We start from the raw sequence: 16804 nt of genomic DNA on the forward strand, positions 1-16804 counted from the left end.
GCGAATTTGAAAACGCTCTAAGCCGCAAGCCGCTGATCGGCCGGGCCCGTCAGGTGCTTGAGCACTTCCGCGTGCTCCAGGTCGGGAACCGCAATGGCTGTGTGGCTGTAGCTCGTATTGGTTCGTGAGTTTGCAATCCTGTCCAGGATCTCGCCGCCCTTGATGACGTGGAGACCCATGCCCTCTCCCGACGGGAAGATCGCGAGCACCACGTCATAGGCTGTGATGACGGCGCGAAGCGCTTCGGCCTTGTCTTCGGCAATGTCGACGAACACGCGAACATCGGCCGCGAGTTCACGCAGCTCGTTAAAATCCAGCACTGTGGGGTACTCCAACGCAACGATACTAAGAGGAGCTTGGAGGCGTTAGGTTACCGAAGTCTCAACGGCGCATGCCCAGCCAAAGGTTTATCGACCAGGCGCTCCCGTCCAGCCGATAGGACGCGCGGGCGTTGCCGCTTGCTCGGCAAGGCGCCGGCACGGAAAGAACCTATGGAGCGGGAGGGACGGAGCGCGCCTCATACCCATACGGGCGTCACGCGATACGCGCGTGACTCATGTGCGGTTTACTTGGCGTATCCCTGGGAGCGGAGCCACGCGATCTTGCGGTCGCCATTGATCCAGTCGTCGGCGTCTGCCTTGCTGGTGAAGCCCTTGATTTCGCGCTGTTCGCTGTCCGGGTAATCCGCCAGGATTTTCCAGTCGTTGTCTGCAATGCGGACGGTTTTGAAGGTCACTTTTGTTTTTGCCATGCCGCATTATGCAGGAGATGGCCGAAAAAGAGAACCTGCCTTGTGACGGTCACCGGGGTGGCCGGGCGCAGACCTCGGGGGCCAGCCTGATCGGCAGTGCGGGGCCGGGTCCAGGCAAAGACGAAAGCCCCGCCTGGGGGAAGCGGGGCTCTCTGATGGGGGGTGAAGCTTGGGGACTTCAAAGAGTTAGACGCCTCGGGGAGAAAATGGTTCAACGCGAAAACGGCGGAAGCTGCGGCATCTTTGCCGGGGCGTCCGGCCCTCCGCAGAACCCCTGCTTGCGTTTTGGGCGTCGATGGGTTCTAAGCCCCGTCACTTCATGAAAGTTGGCATGAAACAGAAGCGCGTTGCGCGGTCGGACCGCGTCCTGAGCAAAGCCTGCTCGCGCGCACAGAAGGAAATTCAGACATGGCGAAGATGACGAAGACTCAGTTGATCGATGCAATTGCCGAGGGCACGCAGCTGTCGAAGAACGACGTGAAGTCGGTCATCGAGTACATGGCGACGGTCGGCTACAAGGAGCTCAACGAGTCCGGCGAGTTCGTCATTCCCGGCTTCGTGAAGATGTCGGTGGTGAACAAGCCGGCGACCGAAGCCCGCATGGGCGTCAATCCCTTCACCAAGGAGCCGATGCAGTTCGCCGCGAAGCCGGCGAGCAAGTCGGTGAAGGCCTCGCCGCTGAAGGTGGCCAAAGACTCCGTCTAAGGGCTCGCGTTTTCGTTGCGGAGGCTTCTTTTCGCGGAGCGCTGCAATGATTGCTTGCTTGTGCTGAACCAATGAGGAACTCTCTTAAGGAACTCTAGGGCGTCGTCAGGCTTTGCTTCCGAAAGGGAGAAATCACATGACTGGTCTCAGCGAAGAAGAGATTCGAAATCGGGCCTATCACCTCTGGAAGGAGGCTGGCGAGCCCGCAGGCACGATGGACACCTTCTGGTATGAGGCCGAAAAGGAGCTTCTCGCCGAGCGGACCAAGCAAGGCGAAGTCCCAGCCGGCATGACCGACAATTTGTCGGTCTGACTTTGCTGGTCTAACAGGCGGACAGGGGCGAGCGTCGACAGTTCTCAAAGCAGCCACCCGGCATAACACCCGGGTGGCTGCTTTGCTGTTCGGGCCCTCGTTCGAATCGAGTCGCCTCCGTGCGGCCGCCTCAAAGAAAAGCCCCGGTCTTGGGGACCGGGGCTCTTCAAGCTGGTCGGCCGCGTTGCGACATGCCGCCAGCACCACCGAATTCGACCTGACAACGCGGGCCGGGAAAACTCGTTCCGGCCGCTAGTCCGGCGATACGGACACGTCGATGATCGCCGGCGTATCGACCTGGCGCTCGCGCCAGACGATGAGATCGCATTTGGGATTGAGCCACTGATATTCGGAGCCGCGCGCCTTCAGGTGCGCGAGCGCTGCATCATGTGCGGCGGTCTGATCCGGCGCTTCGACCATGATCTCCACGGTCTCTTCGATCTGACGCACCACTTCGACGGCGTAGTATTTTCTGGTCACGATCCCTCGCTCCGGAATGACTAACGGGGAGGGCGGTGGCGCGTTCCCCAAAAGAAAAACCCCGCGCTTTCGCACGGGGCCTTCTTGGCTGGCGGGGAAGGGATTTCAGCGCCTAGCCGCCGCGCCGTGGCTCGAACTTAAGGTTGAAAACCTAAAAAGCAACCGTCGGCGCGCGGAAGGCTCAAGGCGATGTGCCCGGCGAATTTCACGGGAGGGGCTGGACTTGTTGTTCCCATTTTGTTCTAGTGAGGCATCTCTTTTGGCAGCGACATTCTTTGGAGGTGCCCATGACTGTCGAGAAACAACGCGAAGTGATCAGGCTCTGGAATCAGCTCAGGAAGCTTGATGGTCCGGCCGCGGAAGAACTCCGCATCCAGATCCTCGAATGCTTTTCGGAGAAGGCTCTATCGAAGGATACGGCGAAGCGAGCGGCGTGATGAGCATCGCACTATCTCGATGACAACAGGCAATCGCGCGCGCCTTCACCGATCGTTAGGGATCGTTTTGCGCTGGTTTTTCGACTCTGATTCGTTCCTTACGAACGAAATGGAGTCGGATGCAGAACAAGTCGTGGCTTCTGTGTCGATGCGGGACACGCCTTTCCTGACCAAGCCGGCGTGATGCTTCGCACAGTCCCGTTCGCCTGTCCTCGCTACGAGTGAGGCGAGGGAGACGCGACATGGATGCGTGCTGTTGCTCGAGATGTTCGCCGAGATCGCAAAAGTGTTTTGGTACGACCGGCACCCGCGCTTGCGCAACGACAGGCCCTCGGTGCCGCAGGTGCCACCGCGGTCGAAGTCCGAAGACGCCATGTGAGCGCGCGATCGTTGGCGACGGCGCTCGTTTGCATGCGAACAATATATTAAGACTTGCTTCCTGCCGGTTTCTGCGATTCCGATTCGTTCTCCGAGAACGAAAGGCAGGCGAAGCTGGAACAAAGCCGGACGACGGATCACCACAAGCTTCGCTTCACCGTCTCGACGCTCTCCGTCGCCGGCGCTATCGTTGCTCCAGCGGCGGACGCAACATGAAGAACGGGCTTTATTCCATCCACATCCACATGCTCGACGGCGTGAAGGGCCGCGACAGCGGCGTGCTGATCCTGCGTGACGGCGTTCTGCTCGGCGGCGGGCCGTATTTCTGGTCGCGCGGCGCCTACACGATCCGGAACGGCAATTCGGACAACGGCCCTTCGGAGCACGGGACCTGGAAGGGCGAGCTTGTCACCAACCAGCATACGCCGTTTGCGGATGGCTTCGCCCGGCCGCTGTTCGGCGGAGTGGAGGCAACGAGCGGCTTCTCCGGGACGTTCAGCGACGACACGGCCGAGGTGTTCGGCACCGTGCTGGTCGCAGGCCATCGCAGCCTCGGTTTTCGCGCGAGCCTGAAGCGGCTCGCCGAGTTCTGAAGACGCTTGTTCTGAAGAGGCTTGGCGAACTCCTAACGGAAGCTTGCCGCGAAGCCGATAACCCTATTCGGTTAGGTTAAAAGCGCAATCGCGTTGCACTTGCCGCCACTTGCGATAGGTGTCTGGCGAAGACGCGATCCGACTTTGGCCAACAAGCGACTTTGGCCAACAAGCAATTTTGCCAAGAACGAATTCATGACACCTTTTTCAGAACCGTCCTTTTATCAGGGCGACCCCCACACCTACCGGCGCATCGCCATCGTCGGCACGCTCTTTTGTCTGGCTTTCGTGGTGATCAGCGTCTCGCTGCGGCCACAGCTCGAGGACACGCGTGTCGCGGTCAAAGCCGACAGGCTGATGCGTACGGCGGGCCAGCTACCGCACACGAATTAACGGTCGTCGGTGGAGGTCTGATGGTCGGCGCAATTGCTTGGGCACGCGGTGCCGTGTGAGGCGAGCGCCACGAAGCCGGCATAGCCGGACAGGTTGAGCAGGATTTCGAGCCAAACGGGCATGTCGGCCTCCTTTCTCCTTGAAGGCTACGCCAACGTGCGCGCGAAGCGCATGTTCCCGGACAAAGGCGGACCGGCGCCTCAAAGTGGGGTGGTGGGGTCGAGCCGCCGGCCGAGGGCGCCTACGGACTCGCTCGACGGCTGTTCCTTAAGGAACTCGGCAATCGCCCGCGCCAGTTCGCCGTCGCTCATCGGGGTCGGCGGCGGGCGCAGCGTACCGACACCGAAACTGCGGACGATCTCGTCGTAATGCTGATCTCCGGATCTGGGAACGAGCCTGCGGATACGGGCCAGCAACGTGGATATCGGCACTTTATCCTCCTCGGCTCCCCGCTGGCAGCAATTGTGGCGCATTGCCAATGCTGTGCGTGGAACTGAAAACCCCGCCAGCATCGGTGATGCTGACGGGGTCTTCGTGCTGTTGCCTCAACCGGACGGCGGAGGCTTCCGCACTTGAGCAAACAATTCGCGGAACGCGTGCCCGTTCCATGCGTGGCCGGATTTATTCCGAACTCGGTTCCACAGGCTTGCGCGCAACCATAGCAACGCGCCGGCGTTGTCTGCGCGAGATACGAAGGAGGAGATTCATGATGAGGAAGACACTGGCAGTTCTGGCTACCGTCGCGGCCGTTGGCGTGACCGCGGTCGCGGCGCCTTCGCCTGCCGAGGCGCGCGGCCGCGGCATCGGTCCGGGCCTCGCGTTCGGTCTTGCCGCCGGCGCCATCACCGCGGGCGCCGTCGCCGCGTCGCATCCTTACGGCTATGGCTACGGCCCGCGGTATGGCTACTATGGCGGCCCCGCTTATGCCTACGGCCCTGGTCCCTACGCTTATTACGGTGATGGACCATACTACCGCCGCCACCATTATTACCGTCACTGGTAACGGCTGAACAAACGAAAAGCCCGGAGCAATGCTCCGGGCTTTTTTCATGCTCGGTGATCCGGTGTCGTTACGGCCAGAGCGAGGGCCGTTCCGCCTTGCGCGCGTTGTCGAGCGTCGACACGAAATACTCTTCACGTTCGCGCTTGAATTTTTCCTGGGTGGCACGGAAGGCGGCGACACGGGCGGCGATCTCTTCGCGTTCGCGGATTTTGCGTTGTTCGTCCTCGGTCATGTTAAATCCCCTCTGCACGTGAGTATGTGTCCTACTGAACCCAAGCACTGCCGCCGCAATCACGTTGAGTCGCGTCAACACATGCATTGGCGCTTCTGATTGGGGCGTCAATGGGGAGGAGGCATTGCAGGATTGTGATAAGCGAGGGTCGGAAAAAATTGCCGACCATGTCTTGCGTGGCGGTGGAGAACAGCGTCAATAATCTTGTCGCTTGCGCATGTTGCAGCTAGCGCAAAAACAAATCAGTAAAACAAAAGCAAAACGGGAGGCGGCGTTGATTGCATCGGATCTTCGCAGCGGCGTCGAGCGTCTTGGCGACATGATCGCCGAAGCCAAACGGATCGTGCCGTTCACCGGCGCCGGCATCTCGACCGAATGCGGCATCCCCGACTTTCGCTCGCCGGGCGGAATTTGGACGCGCAACCGCCCGATCCCGTTCGACGAGTTCGTCGCCAGCCAGGAGGCGCGCGACGAATCTTGGCGCCGGCGCTTCGCCATGAAGGAGGTCTTTGCGGCGGCCAAGCCCGGCCGCGGCCATCGCGCGCTCGCCTCACTCTACCGCGCCGGCAAGGTTCCCGCGATCATCACCCAGAACATCGACAATCTGCATCAGGCCTCCGGCGTCGCAAGCGATCACGTGATCGAACTTCACGGCAACACCACGTATGCGCGCTGCATTGGATGCGGGCAGGCCTATCCGCTTGATTGGGTGAAGCGCCGCTTCGACGAGGAGGGCGCCGCGCCCAACTGTACCGTGTGCGACGAGCCGGTGAAGACCGCCACGATCTCCTTCGGCCAGACAATGCCCGAGGACGAGATGCAGCGCGCGACGGCGCTGTCGCAAGCCTGCGATCTCTTCATCGCGATCGGTTCCTCGCTGGTGGTATGGCCGGCCGCGGGCTTTCCGATGATGGCGAAGGAATCAGGTGCACGCCTGGTGATCGTCAATCGCGAGCCAACCGAGCAGGACGACATCGCCGACCTTGTGATCCGCCACGACATCGGCGAAACGCTGGGGCCCTTTGTCGGTAATTGAGGCAGCAATTTGATTCGCGGCTGTGCAAGCTGTTCATAGGTTCCGCCGAATCTCTTTTTTGTCTATGCGTCGCAACCGGGAGTGTTATCTTTTGAGTCGAAAGATTCGCGTCGCGTCGAGTTGAGAAGATTCTCTAAAGACGCGTGATTCGGCGCCGCCATTCAGGCGGGTTGCATGGCATGTGTGGGGTCCGGGGTTATGGGGTCGTCGGACGGATTTGAGTCCAAGAAGGTCGGAGTTCCCGCGGTGGGCGAACACGGCGGTGGCGGTCGCGACAGTGCACTCAGTCCGTTCACCGGACTTGGTGAGAGCAGCGCCAACCTCGTCGAGGTTCACGGCGTCATCAAATGGTTCGACGCCTCAAAAGGCTACGGCTTCATCGTTCCCGACAATGGCTGGCCCGACGTGCTCCTGCACGTCACCGTGCTTAGGCGCGACGGCTTCCAGACCGCCTACGAGGGCGCCCGCATCGTCGTCGAGTGCATCCAGCGCGCCAAGGGCTACCAGGCGTTCCGCGTGGTCTCGATGGACGAGTCGACTGCGATCCATCCGGCGCAGATGCTGCCGCCGCGCACCCATGTCACGGTGACGGCGACCAGCGGGCTGGAGCGGGCTCAGGTCAAATGGTTCAACCGGCTGCGCGGTTTCGGTTTCCTGACCTGCGGCGAGGGCACCCCCGACATCTTCGTGCACATGGAGACGCTGCGCCGCTTCGGCATGACCGAGTTGCGGCCCGGCCAGTATGTCCTGGTCCGGTTCGGGCCCGGCTCCAAGGGCATGATGGCGGCCGAGATCCATCCCGAGACGGGATCGCCGGTTTCGTCCCACTAATTCCATTCCCGCGATCGTGAGCAGAGGCGCGCTGGCTGGCCGGCGCGCCTCTGGCTTTTCCGGTGACCGCCACGTAAGGACTGGTCCAGTCCCACGCCTCGAGAGCCATCCATGAATTTCGATCGAAAGGCCGTCTTCGCCCTTGCGAAGGGCTGGCTTGCCGCCATCCTTGTCATCGCCGGCTGTGCCGTCGCGAGCGCACCCGTGCGCGCCGCCAGCTTCCAGCCCCTCGAGATCGTCACCAGGAACGGCGTGCAGGTGTTCTCGGTCGAGGTCGCGACGACGGAGGAAGAGAAGCAGACTGGCCTGATGTACCGTAAGGAACTGGCGGACGGCAAAGGCATGCTGTTCGACTTTAATCCCGAGCAGGAGGTGTCGATGTGGATGAAGAACACCTACGTCTCGCTCGACATGATCTTCATTCGCGCCGACGGCCGAATTCTGCGCATCGCCGAAAATACCGAGCCGATGTCGACAAAGATCATCTCATCCAGGGGGCCCGCGCGGGCTGTTCTGGAGGTGGTGGCAGGCACGGCGCAGAAATATGGCATCCGCGCCGGCGACCGCGTGGGCCACCCGCTGTTCGGCAGCAAGTAGGCGGGAGGGCTTATTGCCCCGTCCTGGCGGTCTTTTGGGAAGCTTGCTCGCGCCTTTGGAAGGCTTGCTGGCGCTTTGGGAAGCGTGTATCGACGGGGCTCGCCGGACATTCGGGGTATAGCGCAGCCTGGTAGCGCGGCAGTTTTGGGTACTGCAGGTCGTTGGTTCGAATCCAGCTGCCCCGACCAACTAACCCGCTGAAACTGCGGCGACATTTCTTCTCCTTTTTGCGTTCATTGCGCCCGCGCTACCCCCGGGGAAGCACCGGGGAAGCACGAGCGCGATTTCTAAGCCTTTCGGGCGGCTTTCAAACCGCCCCGAGACCGCTCTTCAGTTCAAGTGCTGTCGGCATTCGGCGGCGGCCTTTGCCTCCAACATTTTCATCGCAGCAGCCAAGGTCACGGCGGCGTCGATTTCGACCAGGTTACCGGGTAGAGGGCGGAATTGACCGGCGGCGTTTCCCTTGAGTGGCGCCAGCATCGCCGCGGCGGTTGCCGAGCTCACCTGACAGCGGACTAAGGCGTTTCCGTCCTCGATGGCCAGGATCACGGCGGTCCCGCGGCGAGCGAGCAGGGCGCCGAGGTCATTCGAGTTTGTCGAGGTGCGGAGGGCGATTGAGCTGCGCATAGTGTTTTGCCTTTCGAGCAAGATGCGAGTCCAGGGGCGAAATGACCGACACTAGGCGGCCCCGCGCACCTTTGGGCGTGCGCCTTGGACATACGCGCGCGGCCCCTGGACAAGAAATGTGATTTGCCGCTCACCGGATTGGCTATCGGCTAGTGTGTTGGGCTTTCGACCCGCGACTAGGATGGGCGCTGTGAAAAAATCGGCAACAAATATTTTGTCTGGAAAAGTCTAATACGTAAAACCAGACGGCTTAGCGCTTGATCCGATTAGCGCATTTAGCGACTTCAGCGCTTTTGTCGGGTTTTGAAATCGCGCATTACCCGACAGGATATGCTGGTCCTGTACGAGGCGTCGCGCGCAAACATTGGAACGATGTCAGAAACTTAGCGCGCATGCACGTAAGCGAGTCGACCGCAAAAGAACCCCACTATTATCGTGCCGGGTGGGCCGCTCGCCTGACATCCGACGCCAGAGCGCAGCCGACAGCGTTGCAACGGATTGCTGCGAACTGGGCGACGGCTACCCTGAGGGCGCCCGACACCCACCCCTCGGGGGGAGGTGGCGCGTTGCAGTCCCCAGGCTGCAAAGCCGCTTCGCTAATTTTGTGAATCTCGAAAGTTCAGGTCATCCTGCTGGTGCCGCGCTGCCGTCATCGACAGGGTCGGCAGTGCAGCACCTTCAAGACGGCGGACCGTCCCTGCGCCGAGCGTGATCGATAGCTTTGACCGCCGCGTCTTCAGCCTCTCTACGAGTGGGAGAATTGCCGGTCCGATACCTGTGCTCGCTCAGTTTCGCGGTCCAGCGCCACCGGCCCGAGCCATCCGGATGCCGTGCGATCGTGAAGGTGATGCCGCGGTACTCCATTTTGCTTTCATGGTGAGCAGCAGTGGGAAGCGTGGGCCGGGGTATTCGTCCTTCCTGCAGGGCGATGGTCACCACCTGGTGTGCGCGTCTTGGACGTTCTGAGCCTTGATCCGGTTCAGGAAGGTTACAACTGCTCCGCAATGCTCCAGAAACACGAGCCGGGCAACCTCTTTTGGGAAGGGCCGGTTACGTGGCGCATGACCAGGTACCACGGTGAACACCCGGTCCATAAGTGTAAGGCTTTCGCAAATTTTCGTATTTCTTTGGTGCCAAAATCAATGGTCTGAGACCAGTGCGCAAAGCGATTGCGAACAGTCGCGAGTTGTCTCATGTCGTCCCGCGATTGCTTGCCATACATCTTCAACAGGAAACCGATTCTATTCTGACTCCAAACCCCCCAAGGGGCCGGATGGCTTGAAAAGCTTGCTCGTCGTATTCTCGTCGTCCAAGAGCTTGGATTTGATCGCAGCGGTCAAATAGTCATCGACCCAAGATGTTGCTAAGATGGCCGCGCCTCGGTCGGATGCTTCGTTTACTTCCTTCGCGACCGGGACATCAATGGAACCCGTGATTTGCATGGTGCACCTCGCATGAGCAAAGACTCTGAGCAGTACAATGACAGGAAAGCTCAAGAGCGTTTCGAGGCTGCGCTACGCGACGCGCTCAAAAACGCTTCATCACCTTGTCGCCGTCCCAGCGGACATCGGCCTTCAAACCGTTGACTCCAGACGGGGAGAAAGGCGTCCGCGAAGCCGCAACCCCCAACGTCGCGGAATCATGAACGCAGTTCCGATCTAGCTTTATTGACCAATTCTTGCCTTTGGGACAACCACTCAACAAAGCCGTTCTTCGCTTTGCTAAAGGAGCCCAAGGAAGCTGTGACCATCTCTCGAAAACTTCGGCTCGTTTCGTCATCAGCGATATTGCTTCCAACCTTCATCCAAACCGTGATGCTATTTCGATATGCCTTTGCTGCGGCGACGAAGTCATTGAGCGGATCCCTTGGAAAGAGGAGTTCGTTGATTTCTTCGCGATAATCGCGCTCGTTTTGGAGCATGTCGCCGTACAGTGAGAAGTCCATCTTCTGAGCAGCGGTCTCGACCTGGTCCAGTTTTTCGATATTGTCGCGGGCTTCCCCGGCAGGCCTCGCCAAAAATCGCGGGAGTAGCGCTAGCTCGGCCCGCTTCAGTGCCTCTGTATCGACTTTGTTGATCGCCTCTGAAATCCTGTCGAGGCGCGCCGCCAGCTCTTCCTTGTTTTTTGCGGAGTAATATCTGTTTTTCTTTAGAATTGAGTTCGTCCGAGTGGATGCGATCTCCGGAGCACTGGAACTTCCTTTTCTGTCTCCAGTTGCTGTTGCTTCGTCTCTTGAGCCTACGTTTAAGAGAAGTCCTACGCCTGCCAAAAGGAGAACTCCTCCGAGAGTTGCCAGCGACAATCCGAGCAATTTGCGTCTCCTATTGGGGTAGTCCAAGTCGGGTTCTTTGATGAGGTGATATGCCCAAATGGCAGCGATCGCGAGCGCCGGCGGCACGCACCAGTCCCACAGAAACGAGATCACCGCCGGTGCGGTTAAGCCGAGGTGCTTCGCGATCTCGTCGTCAATGGATCCCACGACTGCGTTCTCGCCCAGGAGGTAGGAGAACCTTCCAAGTCGACGAAAGCACCAGCCGATAAAAAGGGTGAGAAAGCTTCCGAACAAGATGTCGGAGACCCTCCTCATTGCCCACCCGAAAACTCCGCGCATAGTGCCTACTTCTTCTAATCGGTCAGCCGGCTGGAGTCCGTTAAGGGCTGATTTTGTTGCAAAAGTTGGCTGCAATGGATTTGGCCGCTGGGCCTTTTGTTGAGCCGCGCTTTGAAGCGCTGGCCCTGACGCATTTTACGCAACTTTGACGCTACGCTACGCGATGCGCAGAACCTGAGCCGGCGGCGGTCGTGCGACCAGCGATGCAAACCGCCTCAGATTCTGAGCGATGGCGGCTAGAACAAACTCATCCTGGGCACCTTGCGGGCCTCGCAATCGGAGCCGACCAAGCTTCAGGATGCGCTTCAAGTGTGCGAACCTCATCTCGATCTTCTTGCGCTGACGCCGAGAGAGCTCGAAGCCCTCGGTGCCAGCGAACGACCGGGCAACGTCTCGGGCATGCTCATGGATATCGCGCGGGATCTTGCGTGATGGTTCCTTTGGGCAGCACTGCGGTTTGAGCGGGCATACATCGCAGTCGAGCTTGCTGGCACGATACAGAAGGGTCTTGCCCTCGTGCACGGTACCGCTCGTCCCAAGCCGCTTACCACCCGGGCGGTGGTAAACGTCCCCGGTTGGGTCATATCGAAAGTCGCTCCGCGAGGTGCCATCATCCCGCTTCGACTTATCGAACACAGGGATATGCGGCGCGATGCCCTTCTCCTCGACCAGCCAGTTCAGCATCGGAGCCGCTCCGTAAGCGGTATCCCCGACAAGTCGCTCTGGCTTGAGACCAAAGCGCTCCTCGGTTCGTTCGATCATGGTTTTGCTGCACCGACCTCGGCCTGGCGAATGGCGCGGGAGGCCTCGACATCCACGATGACGCCGAACTTCACGTCGATGAGATAGTTGTCGGAGTACGCGAAGAATGCCGGCCCCTTGTGAGCGCCGGTCCACTGCGCTGCCGGATCGGATGGCGAGACAAACTTCGGGATGACATCGCTGGCGGCGCCCACGCCGGATCGTCGAGGGTTGCCAAATACTCCTTCACCGCGCGGCTGGACCTGGCCGGATCGCGATCCCTGCGCCAGTCCTGACCTGCGATCGAGCGCTGCTTGTTCGCGTCGGCCGCAATCAGGCTCGCATCGACTGCAAATCCTTCGCCACCAACCAGACCGGCGGCAATGCATGTCTCGACAATCCGTTCGAACACGCGGCGGAGAACATCTCCATCACGGAAGCGCTCGTTGCGGGCGCGCGAAAATGCCGAATGATCCGGGACAGCGTCCTCGATACCAAGCTTGCAGAACCAGCGATAGGCGAGGTTCACCTGCACTTCACGGCAGATCAGCCGTTCCGAGCGGATCGCAAAGACATACCCCACGACCAGCATCCGGATCATCAGTTCCGGATCAATCGACGGGCGCCCCATCGACGAATAGTGAGATGCTAGTTCACCGCGAAGCCAGGACAGATCGAGAGCAGCATCGATCTTCCGCACCAGATGATCTTCGGGTATCGCGTCGCCAAGACGAAACTCGTAGAACAGTTGACCTTGGTCACTCTTCAGACGGCCCATCATGGATCGACCTCGCCGAGATTCGCGTCAACACAACGGAATCACGGTTCGTGACTTGTCTCAACCGACTTTTGCAACAAAATCGGCCATTATCGGACTCCAGGACTGGGGGCAGGGCAGTTCAACGCTGGTTGGCGTCGATCCACTACCTCTTCGGCTTCTTGGTCGACTTTGACGGGCGGTGTTCAGTCTCTGTTGTGCGAGGATTGCGTTTGACTTGCTCTTTGCTGACGAATTTCCCGCTCTCAGAGCTGCGCCGGATGATCTTCGAACCACCTTTTGCCATTACAATTGCCTTCCTTTGAAATTGCTGGAGAAGAGGCGTGGGAGCTTCGAATCAGCAACCACAGGCTGAGTGTAGCTCGCGACGTCGTCGTCAAGTGCTCGCGCTGCTCGCAGTCCCCACATTCCACCGATGTGCCGGCGGGTCCTCCCCAGCCGCAAAGCGAAACCGGTGGCCCGGCCCCAAAAAGTCGCTAGCTGCGGGGGCAAATCTGATGCAACGATCGCCTGATGCAACGCCCTTGGCGCTGATTTCGATCAGCGAGGCGGCCCGGAAGATCGGGGTCAACAAGTCCACTTTGAGCCGCTAGGTCGAGAGCGGCGCAGTCCGGTCCCACGACGGAAAAGTCGCGCGGGCTAAAGTAGTTGCTGGAGCCAGCTCACGATAACCTAACAAGTGGCGGGCGAGCTCGCAGCTTTGAGGAGTAACCTTCCGCTTACTACTCCAGAGTCATAATACAGCTCACGGACGTCTACGCCGCTTCGCCGACGGCACCCACCGCGCAATCCCGCGCTCTTCCTCTCACCCCGCCGGCGGCAGATGTCTTACCCAACCAAATACACGCGCCAATACGACTACGTTTCGTACCAGAACGCCAACCCGTCCCGGCCGTTGCCAGCTACGTCGGTGCACGCAGATCTCAATCAGGTCGCGTTGTCGCATCAAGAGACGATCGACTTTCTGAAGAAGTCAATTCGGTCTGACGGCCAGATCACCAACGGCGCGATCGGAGCGGACCAGCTGTCGAACGCCGTCAAGGCCGGTATGGGCGACGCCACGGCGGTCCAGGAAATCCTCGACCAGATTGACGCGGTCGATGCCTCGGCGGTAGCCGCCGCGGCGTCGGCGACAAACGCGTTTTCCAGCGCGACTTCGGCGTCAACCTCCGCTACCAACGCCTCGAACAGCGCGAGCGCCGGGTCGGCCTCGGCGACCGGGGCCGCGACATCAGCCACGAACGCTGCGGCATCGGCAACTCAGGCACAATCTTTCAGCGGTATTCCGCAGGTCATCAAGTCGGCGGCGTACACCACGATCCTCACCGACGCGCAGAAGCACATTTTGCATCCTGCCGCCGACAACAACTCGCGGACGTTCACGATCGACAGCAACGCCAATGTCGCTTACCCGATCGGCAGCGCTTTGACGTTCGTCAACGAGATCAACACCGTCACTATCGCGATCACGTCGGACACGCTGGTGCAGGCCGGCTCGGGGTCGACCGGCAGCCGAACGCTCGCCGCGAACGGCATGGCAACTGCGGTGAAGATCACGGCGACGAAGTGGATGATTTCGGGCTCGGGACTGACATGACGGCCCTGTTTCAGATTATGGCCGCCCGGCCAACCTTGCCGATTTCCTGGTTTCTGGTAGGCGGCGGCGGCGGTGGCGGCGGGAGCGCAGACAGTGGCGGCGGCGGCGGCGGGGTGTGCTTACCGGCGCTGACGTTCTCGTTCAAGGCAGCTATTCTGTCTCGGTCGGGGCCGCCGGCGTAGGCGCAACGACAGCCGCGGCGGGTGGCAACGGTGGAGATTCGACGTTCAACGCCCACACCGCTACCGGCGGCGGCGGTGGCGGGGCGACGGCTGGAAACGGCGTCACCGGGGCTCTGGCGGCGGCGGTGGGGGCGAAGGGACGGGCACGTCGGGCGGGTCCGGGACAGGGGGCAAGGGTCCGCAGGTGGCGCGGGCAGCGTATCAGCGCCGCGGCGATCCGGTGGTGGTGGCGGTGCCGGGGGTGCAGGCGCATCCGGTGCGACGTCAGGTAACGGTGGCAGTGGCGTTTCAAATTCGATCAGCGGCTCGGCCGTTACGTACGGTGGCGGTGGCGGTGGCGGTTGCGAGAGCTCGACCTCCGGCACGGGCGGAAGTGGCGGTGGCGGTTCGGCATCCGTAGGTGGCGGCAATGGCGGGACCGGTACGGACGGTCTAGGCGGGGGCGGTGCCGGTGCGAGCCGCGGCAGCGGCTCGAGCGGGACCTTCAACGGCGGCAACGGCGGCAAAGGTGTCGTCGTCATCAGTTACCCGGGCGCGCAGCGCGCGACCGGCGGCACCGTTACGAGTTCCGGCGGCAACACAATCCACACGTTCACCTCTAGCGGAACGTTTTCATTTTGATGAGCGGCCGGATCGAACCAAACGCCGAGGCTCTCAGGATCTGCGAGCCAAGCTCGCGGATAAAACCCGCGCGATGTGGGAGGAAGTAAAATGCCGCAGATCATCGATTTCGAAGGTCAGCAGCACGAATTCCCCGACGACTTCACGCCGGCGGACATTCAGCGCGCGCTCGCAAGCGTTCCGGCGCAACCCGCCGCAGCGCCGGCGGCTGCCCCCACGCCCGGCTTGGGCGCACAGAACGCCGCGCAGAGCGGCCGGCTCTACGTCTCCCCCGAAACGCCGCAGCGGATCGACCGGCCCGCCTCGCTGCTTCCGAGCAGCGTCGGCGGCGCGGTGCGCGATTTCACCGTCGGCGCCCAAGGCGTCGGCAAGGGCATCGGGGACATCGTCACTGGACCGTTCGACCTTGCGGCCGGCGCGCAGAACCTCGTTACCGGGGGCATTAACAAGCTGCTCGGTACGAGCATAGCGCCCGCGATCCCGGCGTCGAAGCTGCTCGAGAAGGCAACCTCCGTGCTCCCGGGTATCGACCCGGCGACCATGTCGACGGCCGAGAAGCTCGCCTACGACGTCAACCGGTTCGGCACCCAGGCCGTCGGCACTGGCGCTATGCTCGCGGCTCGAGCGCCGAGCGTCGCCGCTGCGACAACGCGCTCGGAGACGCCCGTCGGGCGTGTGCTCGATCACATGGCCAGGCCGTACACGGACGCGCCGGCGCGGACACTGGTTGGCGATACAATCGGCGGCATGGGCTCCGGCGTCGCGGTGAACGCGGCGGACAACTACGTCCCCGAGCACGCTGTCGTGGGGGATACATGGCCAAAGGCGATTGCCAACGCGCTTGCGCCCGTCGTCGGAGCCGTCGGTGCGAACAGCCTCCAAGGGACTGCGGAAGGGGTCGCCGGGTTAATCAAGAACATCGCCGCCAAATCATTCGGCTCCGCATCAGCGCCGATCCCGCTCAATCCTAACACCAAGGCGCCGTACAGCACAGCCGATGTCGATCGCGCTGCCGCCAAGATCCAAGGCTCTGCATCCGGAGCGCCGCGCGCGCTGGCGCAGGATATCAGTGAGCATGCGGCAGCTTTGTCGCGGCCGACAGAGGAAGGCGCCTCGCCGTTGCAAAGCTCGGCCATGCCCACCACAGGATTGCTCTCGCGCGATCCTGGTCTCATTGCAGCGGAGCAGGGCGCGCGCCTCAAGTCAGCGCCGGACTTCATCAAGCGCGACCAGAATGCGAAGACGGCCGCCGCCGAGCGCGTCGAAGCGATGCGAGATCCGGAGGCGGACCTTGGCGCCGTCATGCGCCGCGCCGCGCAGGCGCGTGAACAGCGAATGGGCGCAGCGGAAAGCGAGATCCTGCAAAGGGAGGATGCTAACCGGGCTGTTGATCGCATTCGTGCCGACCAAGGAGAGCCCTTCGGCGCGCTACCCAACAGTGAAGTTAAGGCGAACGCCTCCCGTCGCCTGGACGAGGCCCTTGTGGATCGGACCTACATCCCGGCGCGCGCCGAGAAGAACCGGCTGTTCGACAGCGCTCCCGGACGCGCGGATGAGCTTCCGGCGGACGACATCTTTGGCGCGATCGACCGGATCCGCGCGCGGGCAAATGATTTGGCCCCGGGCACTCTGCCGGCGGACTTCATGCGGCGTCTGGACGCTTTGCGGCCGCAGATGGTCGAGCATCCACCGGAAAGCGGGCAGATGGTCAATGTCGGCGGCCCCGGCACGGCCAACGGTGGCGATCTGGCGGACCTCCGCAAGTTCATTGGCCCGGCCCAGGACCGAGCGCAAGTCTCCGGCAACTACGACCTGGCGGACCATCTGGCGGCGCTCCGCCGTGCCGTGAATCGCACGATTGAGGACGCGCCCGGCTACTCCGAGGCCAACGCCAATTA

Annotated in this window: 20 protein-coding genes, 1 tRNA gene and 2 pseudogenes; 14 read left to right on the forward strand and 9 right to left on the reverse strand. The window is 61.4% G+C overall.

Features of this window, described 5'->3' with window-relative positions:
• Nucleotides 1-17: 17 nt before the first annotated feature.
• Together IVB19_RS17380 and IVB19_RS17385 are read right to left on the reverse strand one after the other, a co-directional pair.
• On the reverse strand, nt 18-320 hold the full coding sequence (locus IVB19_RS17380; RefSeq protein ID WP_018454373.1) for a hypothetical protein: 303 nt from the start codon (nt 318-320) through the stop codon (nt 18-20).
• 245 nt (nt 321-565) lie between these two features.
• Nucleotides 566-751 carry a hypothetical protein gene (locus IVB19_RS17385; RefSeq protein WP_007591378.1) on the reverse strand — a complete coding sequence of 62 codons (186 nt, stop codon included), beginning with the start codon at nt 749-751 and terminating at the stop codon, nt 566-568.
• Between the two features lie 408 nt (nt 752-1159).
• Between IVB19_RS17385 and IVB19_RS17390 the strand changes: the two genes are divergently transcribed.
• Nucleotides 1160-1456 (forward strand): HU family DNA-binding protein, encoded by a 297-nt coding sequence (locus IVB19_RS17390; RefSeq protein WP_007591377.1) that lies wholly within the window; start codon nt 1160-1162, stop codon nt 1454-1456.
• A 136-nt stretch (nt 1457-1592) separates the two neighbouring features.
• Nucleotides 1593-1769: a DUF2934 domain-containing protein gene (locus IVB19_RS17395; RefSeq protein WP_247821602.1), complete on the forward strand. Its 177-nt coding sequence runs from the start codon at nt 1593-1595 to the stop codon at nt 1767-1769.
• A 252-nt stretch (nt 1770-2021) separates the two neighbouring features.
• On the opposite strand, the gene IVB19_RS17400 is transcribed toward IVB19_RS17395, so the two are convergent.
• Nucleotides 2022-2249 carry a hypothetical protein gene (locus IVB19_RS17400; protein ID WP_018454371.1) on the reverse strand — a complete coding sequence of 76 codons (228 nt, stop codon included), beginning with the start codon at nt 2247-2249 and terminating at the stop codon, nt 2022-2024.
• 287 nt (nt 2250-2536) lie between these two features.
• On the opposite strand from IVB19_RS17400, the gene IVB19_RS17405 reads away from it, so the two are divergent.
• The 4 genes from IVB19_RS17405 (at nt 2537) to IVB19_RS17415 (ending at nt 4050) form a co-directional block, all read left to right on the forward strand.
• Nucleotides 2537-2686 carry a hypothetical protein gene (locus tag IVB19_RS17405; RefSeq protein WP_018454370.1) on the forward strand — a complete coding sequence of 50 codons (150 nt, stop codon included), beginning with the start codon at nt 2537-2539 and terminating at the stop codon, nt 2684-2686.
• A gap of 250 nt (nt 2687-2936) precedes the next feature.
• Nucleotides 2937-3065, forward strand: a complete 129-nt coding sequence (locus tag IVB19_RS40235; protein WP_018454369.1) for a hypothetical protein — start codon at nt 2937-2939, stop codon at nt 3063-3065.
• A 211-nt stretch (nt 3066-3276) separates the two neighbouring features.
• On the forward strand, nt 3277-3657 hold the full coding sequence (locus tag IVB19_RS17410) for a hypothetical protein (RefSeq protein ID WP_018454367.1): 381 nt from the start codon (nt 3277-3279) through the stop codon (nt 3655-3657).
• A gap of 195 nt (nt 3658-3852) precedes the next feature.
• Entirely contained in the window at nt 3853-4050 is a 198-nt protein-coding gene (locus IVB19_RS17415; RefSeq protein WP_247405207.1) for a hypothetical protein, read from the forward strand.
• Here the strand turns inward: IVB19_RS17415 and IVB19_RS40240 are convergent.
• A complete protein-coding gene (locus IVB19_RS40240) occupies nt 4047-4172 on the reverse strand; it encodes a hypothetical protein (RefSeq protein WP_256464728.1) in 126 nt (41 codons plus the stop codon). The two genes, IVB19_RS17415 and IVB19_RS40240, sit on opposite strands and share 4 nt — an antisense overlap.
• 78 nt (nt 4173-4250) lie before the next feature.
• Complete coding sequence (locus tag IVB19_RS17420) at nt 4251-4481, reverse strand: hypothetical protein (RefSeq protein ID WP_026233438.1); 231 nt, start codon at nt 4479-4481, stop codon at nt 4251-4253.
• A 278-nt stretch (nt 4482-4759) separates the two neighbouring features.
• Here IVB19_RS17420 and IVB19_RS17425 point away from each other — a divergent pair, with 278 nt between their 5' ends.
• Complete coding sequence (locus tag IVB19_RS17425) at nt 4760-5053, forward strand: hypothetical protein (RefSeq protein ID WP_026233439.1); 294 nt, start codon at nt 4760-4762, stop codon at nt 5051-5053.
• A 67-nt stretch (nt 5054-5120) separates the two neighbouring features.
• Here IVB19_RS17425 and IVB19_RS17430 read toward each other — a convergent pair whose 3' ends face one another.
• The gene (locus IVB19_RS17430; protein ID WP_018457755.1) at nt 5121-5285 is read right to left on the reverse strand and encodes a hypothetical protein; all 165 of its coding nucleotides are present in this window, start codon (nt 5283-5285) and stop codon (nt 5121-5123) included.
• Between the two features lie 274 nt (nt 5286-5559).
• Between IVB19_RS17430 and IVB19_RS17435 the strand changes: the two genes are divergently transcribed.
• From IVB19_RS17435 to IVB19_RS17450, 4 genes are all read left to right on the forward strand, one after another.
• A complete protein-coding gene (locus tag IVB19_RS17435; RefSeq protein ID WP_018457756.1) occupies nt 5560-6321 on the forward strand; it encodes an SIR2 family NAD-dependent protein deacylase in 762 nt (253 codons plus the stop codon).
• Nucleotides 6322-6519: 198 nt separating this feature from the next.
• On the forward strand, nt 6520-7152 hold the full coding sequence (locus tag IVB19_RS17440; protein ID WP_018457757.1) for a cold-shock protein: 633 nt from the start codon (nt 6520-6522) through the stop codon (nt 7150-7152).
• 111 nt (nt 7153-7263) lie between these two features.
• A complete protein-coding gene (locus tag IVB19_RS17445; RefSeq protein ID WP_018457758.1) occupies nt 7264-7749 on the forward strand; it encodes a DUF192 domain-containing protein in 486 nt (161 codons plus the stop codon).
• 111 nt (nt 7750-7860) lie between these two features.
• A tRNA-Pro gene (locus IVB19_RS17450) sits at nt 7861-7937 on the forward strand.
• Nucleotides 7938-8079: 142 nt separating this feature from the next.
• On the opposite strand, the gene IVB19_RS17455 is transcribed toward IVB19_RS17450, so the two are convergent.
• The 3 genes and pseudogenes from IVB19_RS17455 to IVB19_RS17465 all read right to left on the reverse strand — a co-directional run bounded on the left by IVB19_RS17455 (nt 8080) and on the right by IVB19_RS17465 (nt 12509).
• Nucleotides 8080-8376, reverse strand: a complete 297-nt coding sequence (locus tag IVB19_RS17455) for a hypothetical protein (RefSeq protein WP_247821603.1) — start codon at nt 8374-8376, stop codon at nt 8080-8082.
• Nucleotides 8377-10015: 1639 nt separating this feature from the next.
• Entirely contained in the window at nt 10016-10987 is a 972-nt protein-coding gene (locus IVB19_RS17460) for a hypothetical protein (RefSeq protein WP_247821604.1), read from the reverse strand.
• Between the two features lie 156 nt (nt 10988-11143).
• Nucleotides 11144-12509, reverse strand: a pseudogene (locus IVB19_RS17465) (IS1182 family transposase).
• 1045 nt (nt 12510-13554) lie between these two features.
• On the opposite strand from IVB19_RS17465, the gene IVB19_RS17470 reads away from it, so the two are divergent.
• The 3 genes and pseudogenes from IVB19_RS17470 to IVB19_RS40675 all read left to right on the forward strand — a co-directional run bounded on the left by IVB19_RS17470 (nt 13555) and on the right by IVB19_RS40675 (nt 14906).
• Nucleotides 13555-14103, forward strand: coding sequence for a hypothetical protein (locus tag IVB19_RS17470; RefSeq protein ID WP_247821605.1), 549 nt, complete (start codon nt 13555-13557; stop codon nt 14101-14103).
• A gap of 115 nt (nt 14104-14218) precedes the next feature.
• Nucleotides 14219-14434: pseudogene (locus IVB19_RS40670) on the forward strand (DUF1236 domain-containing protein); the annotation flags it as partial.
• Nucleotides 14361-14906: a hypothetical protein gene (locus IVB19_RS40675; RefSeq protein ID WP_524536756.1), complete on the forward strand. Its 546-nt coding sequence runs from the start codon at nt 14361-14363 to the stop codon at nt 14904-14906. The pseudogene IVB19_RS40670 and the gene IVB19_RS40675, both read left to right, overlap by 74 nt.
• The last annotated feature ends 1898 nt before the right edge of the window (nt 14907-16804 follow it).

The sequence above is a fragment of the Bradyrhizobium sp. 187 genome (genome assembly GCF_023101005.1).
Taxonomy (GTDB): Bacteria; Pseudomonadota; Alphaproteobacteria; order Rhizobiales; family Xanthobacteraceae; genus Bradyrhizobium; species Bradyrhizobium canariense_D.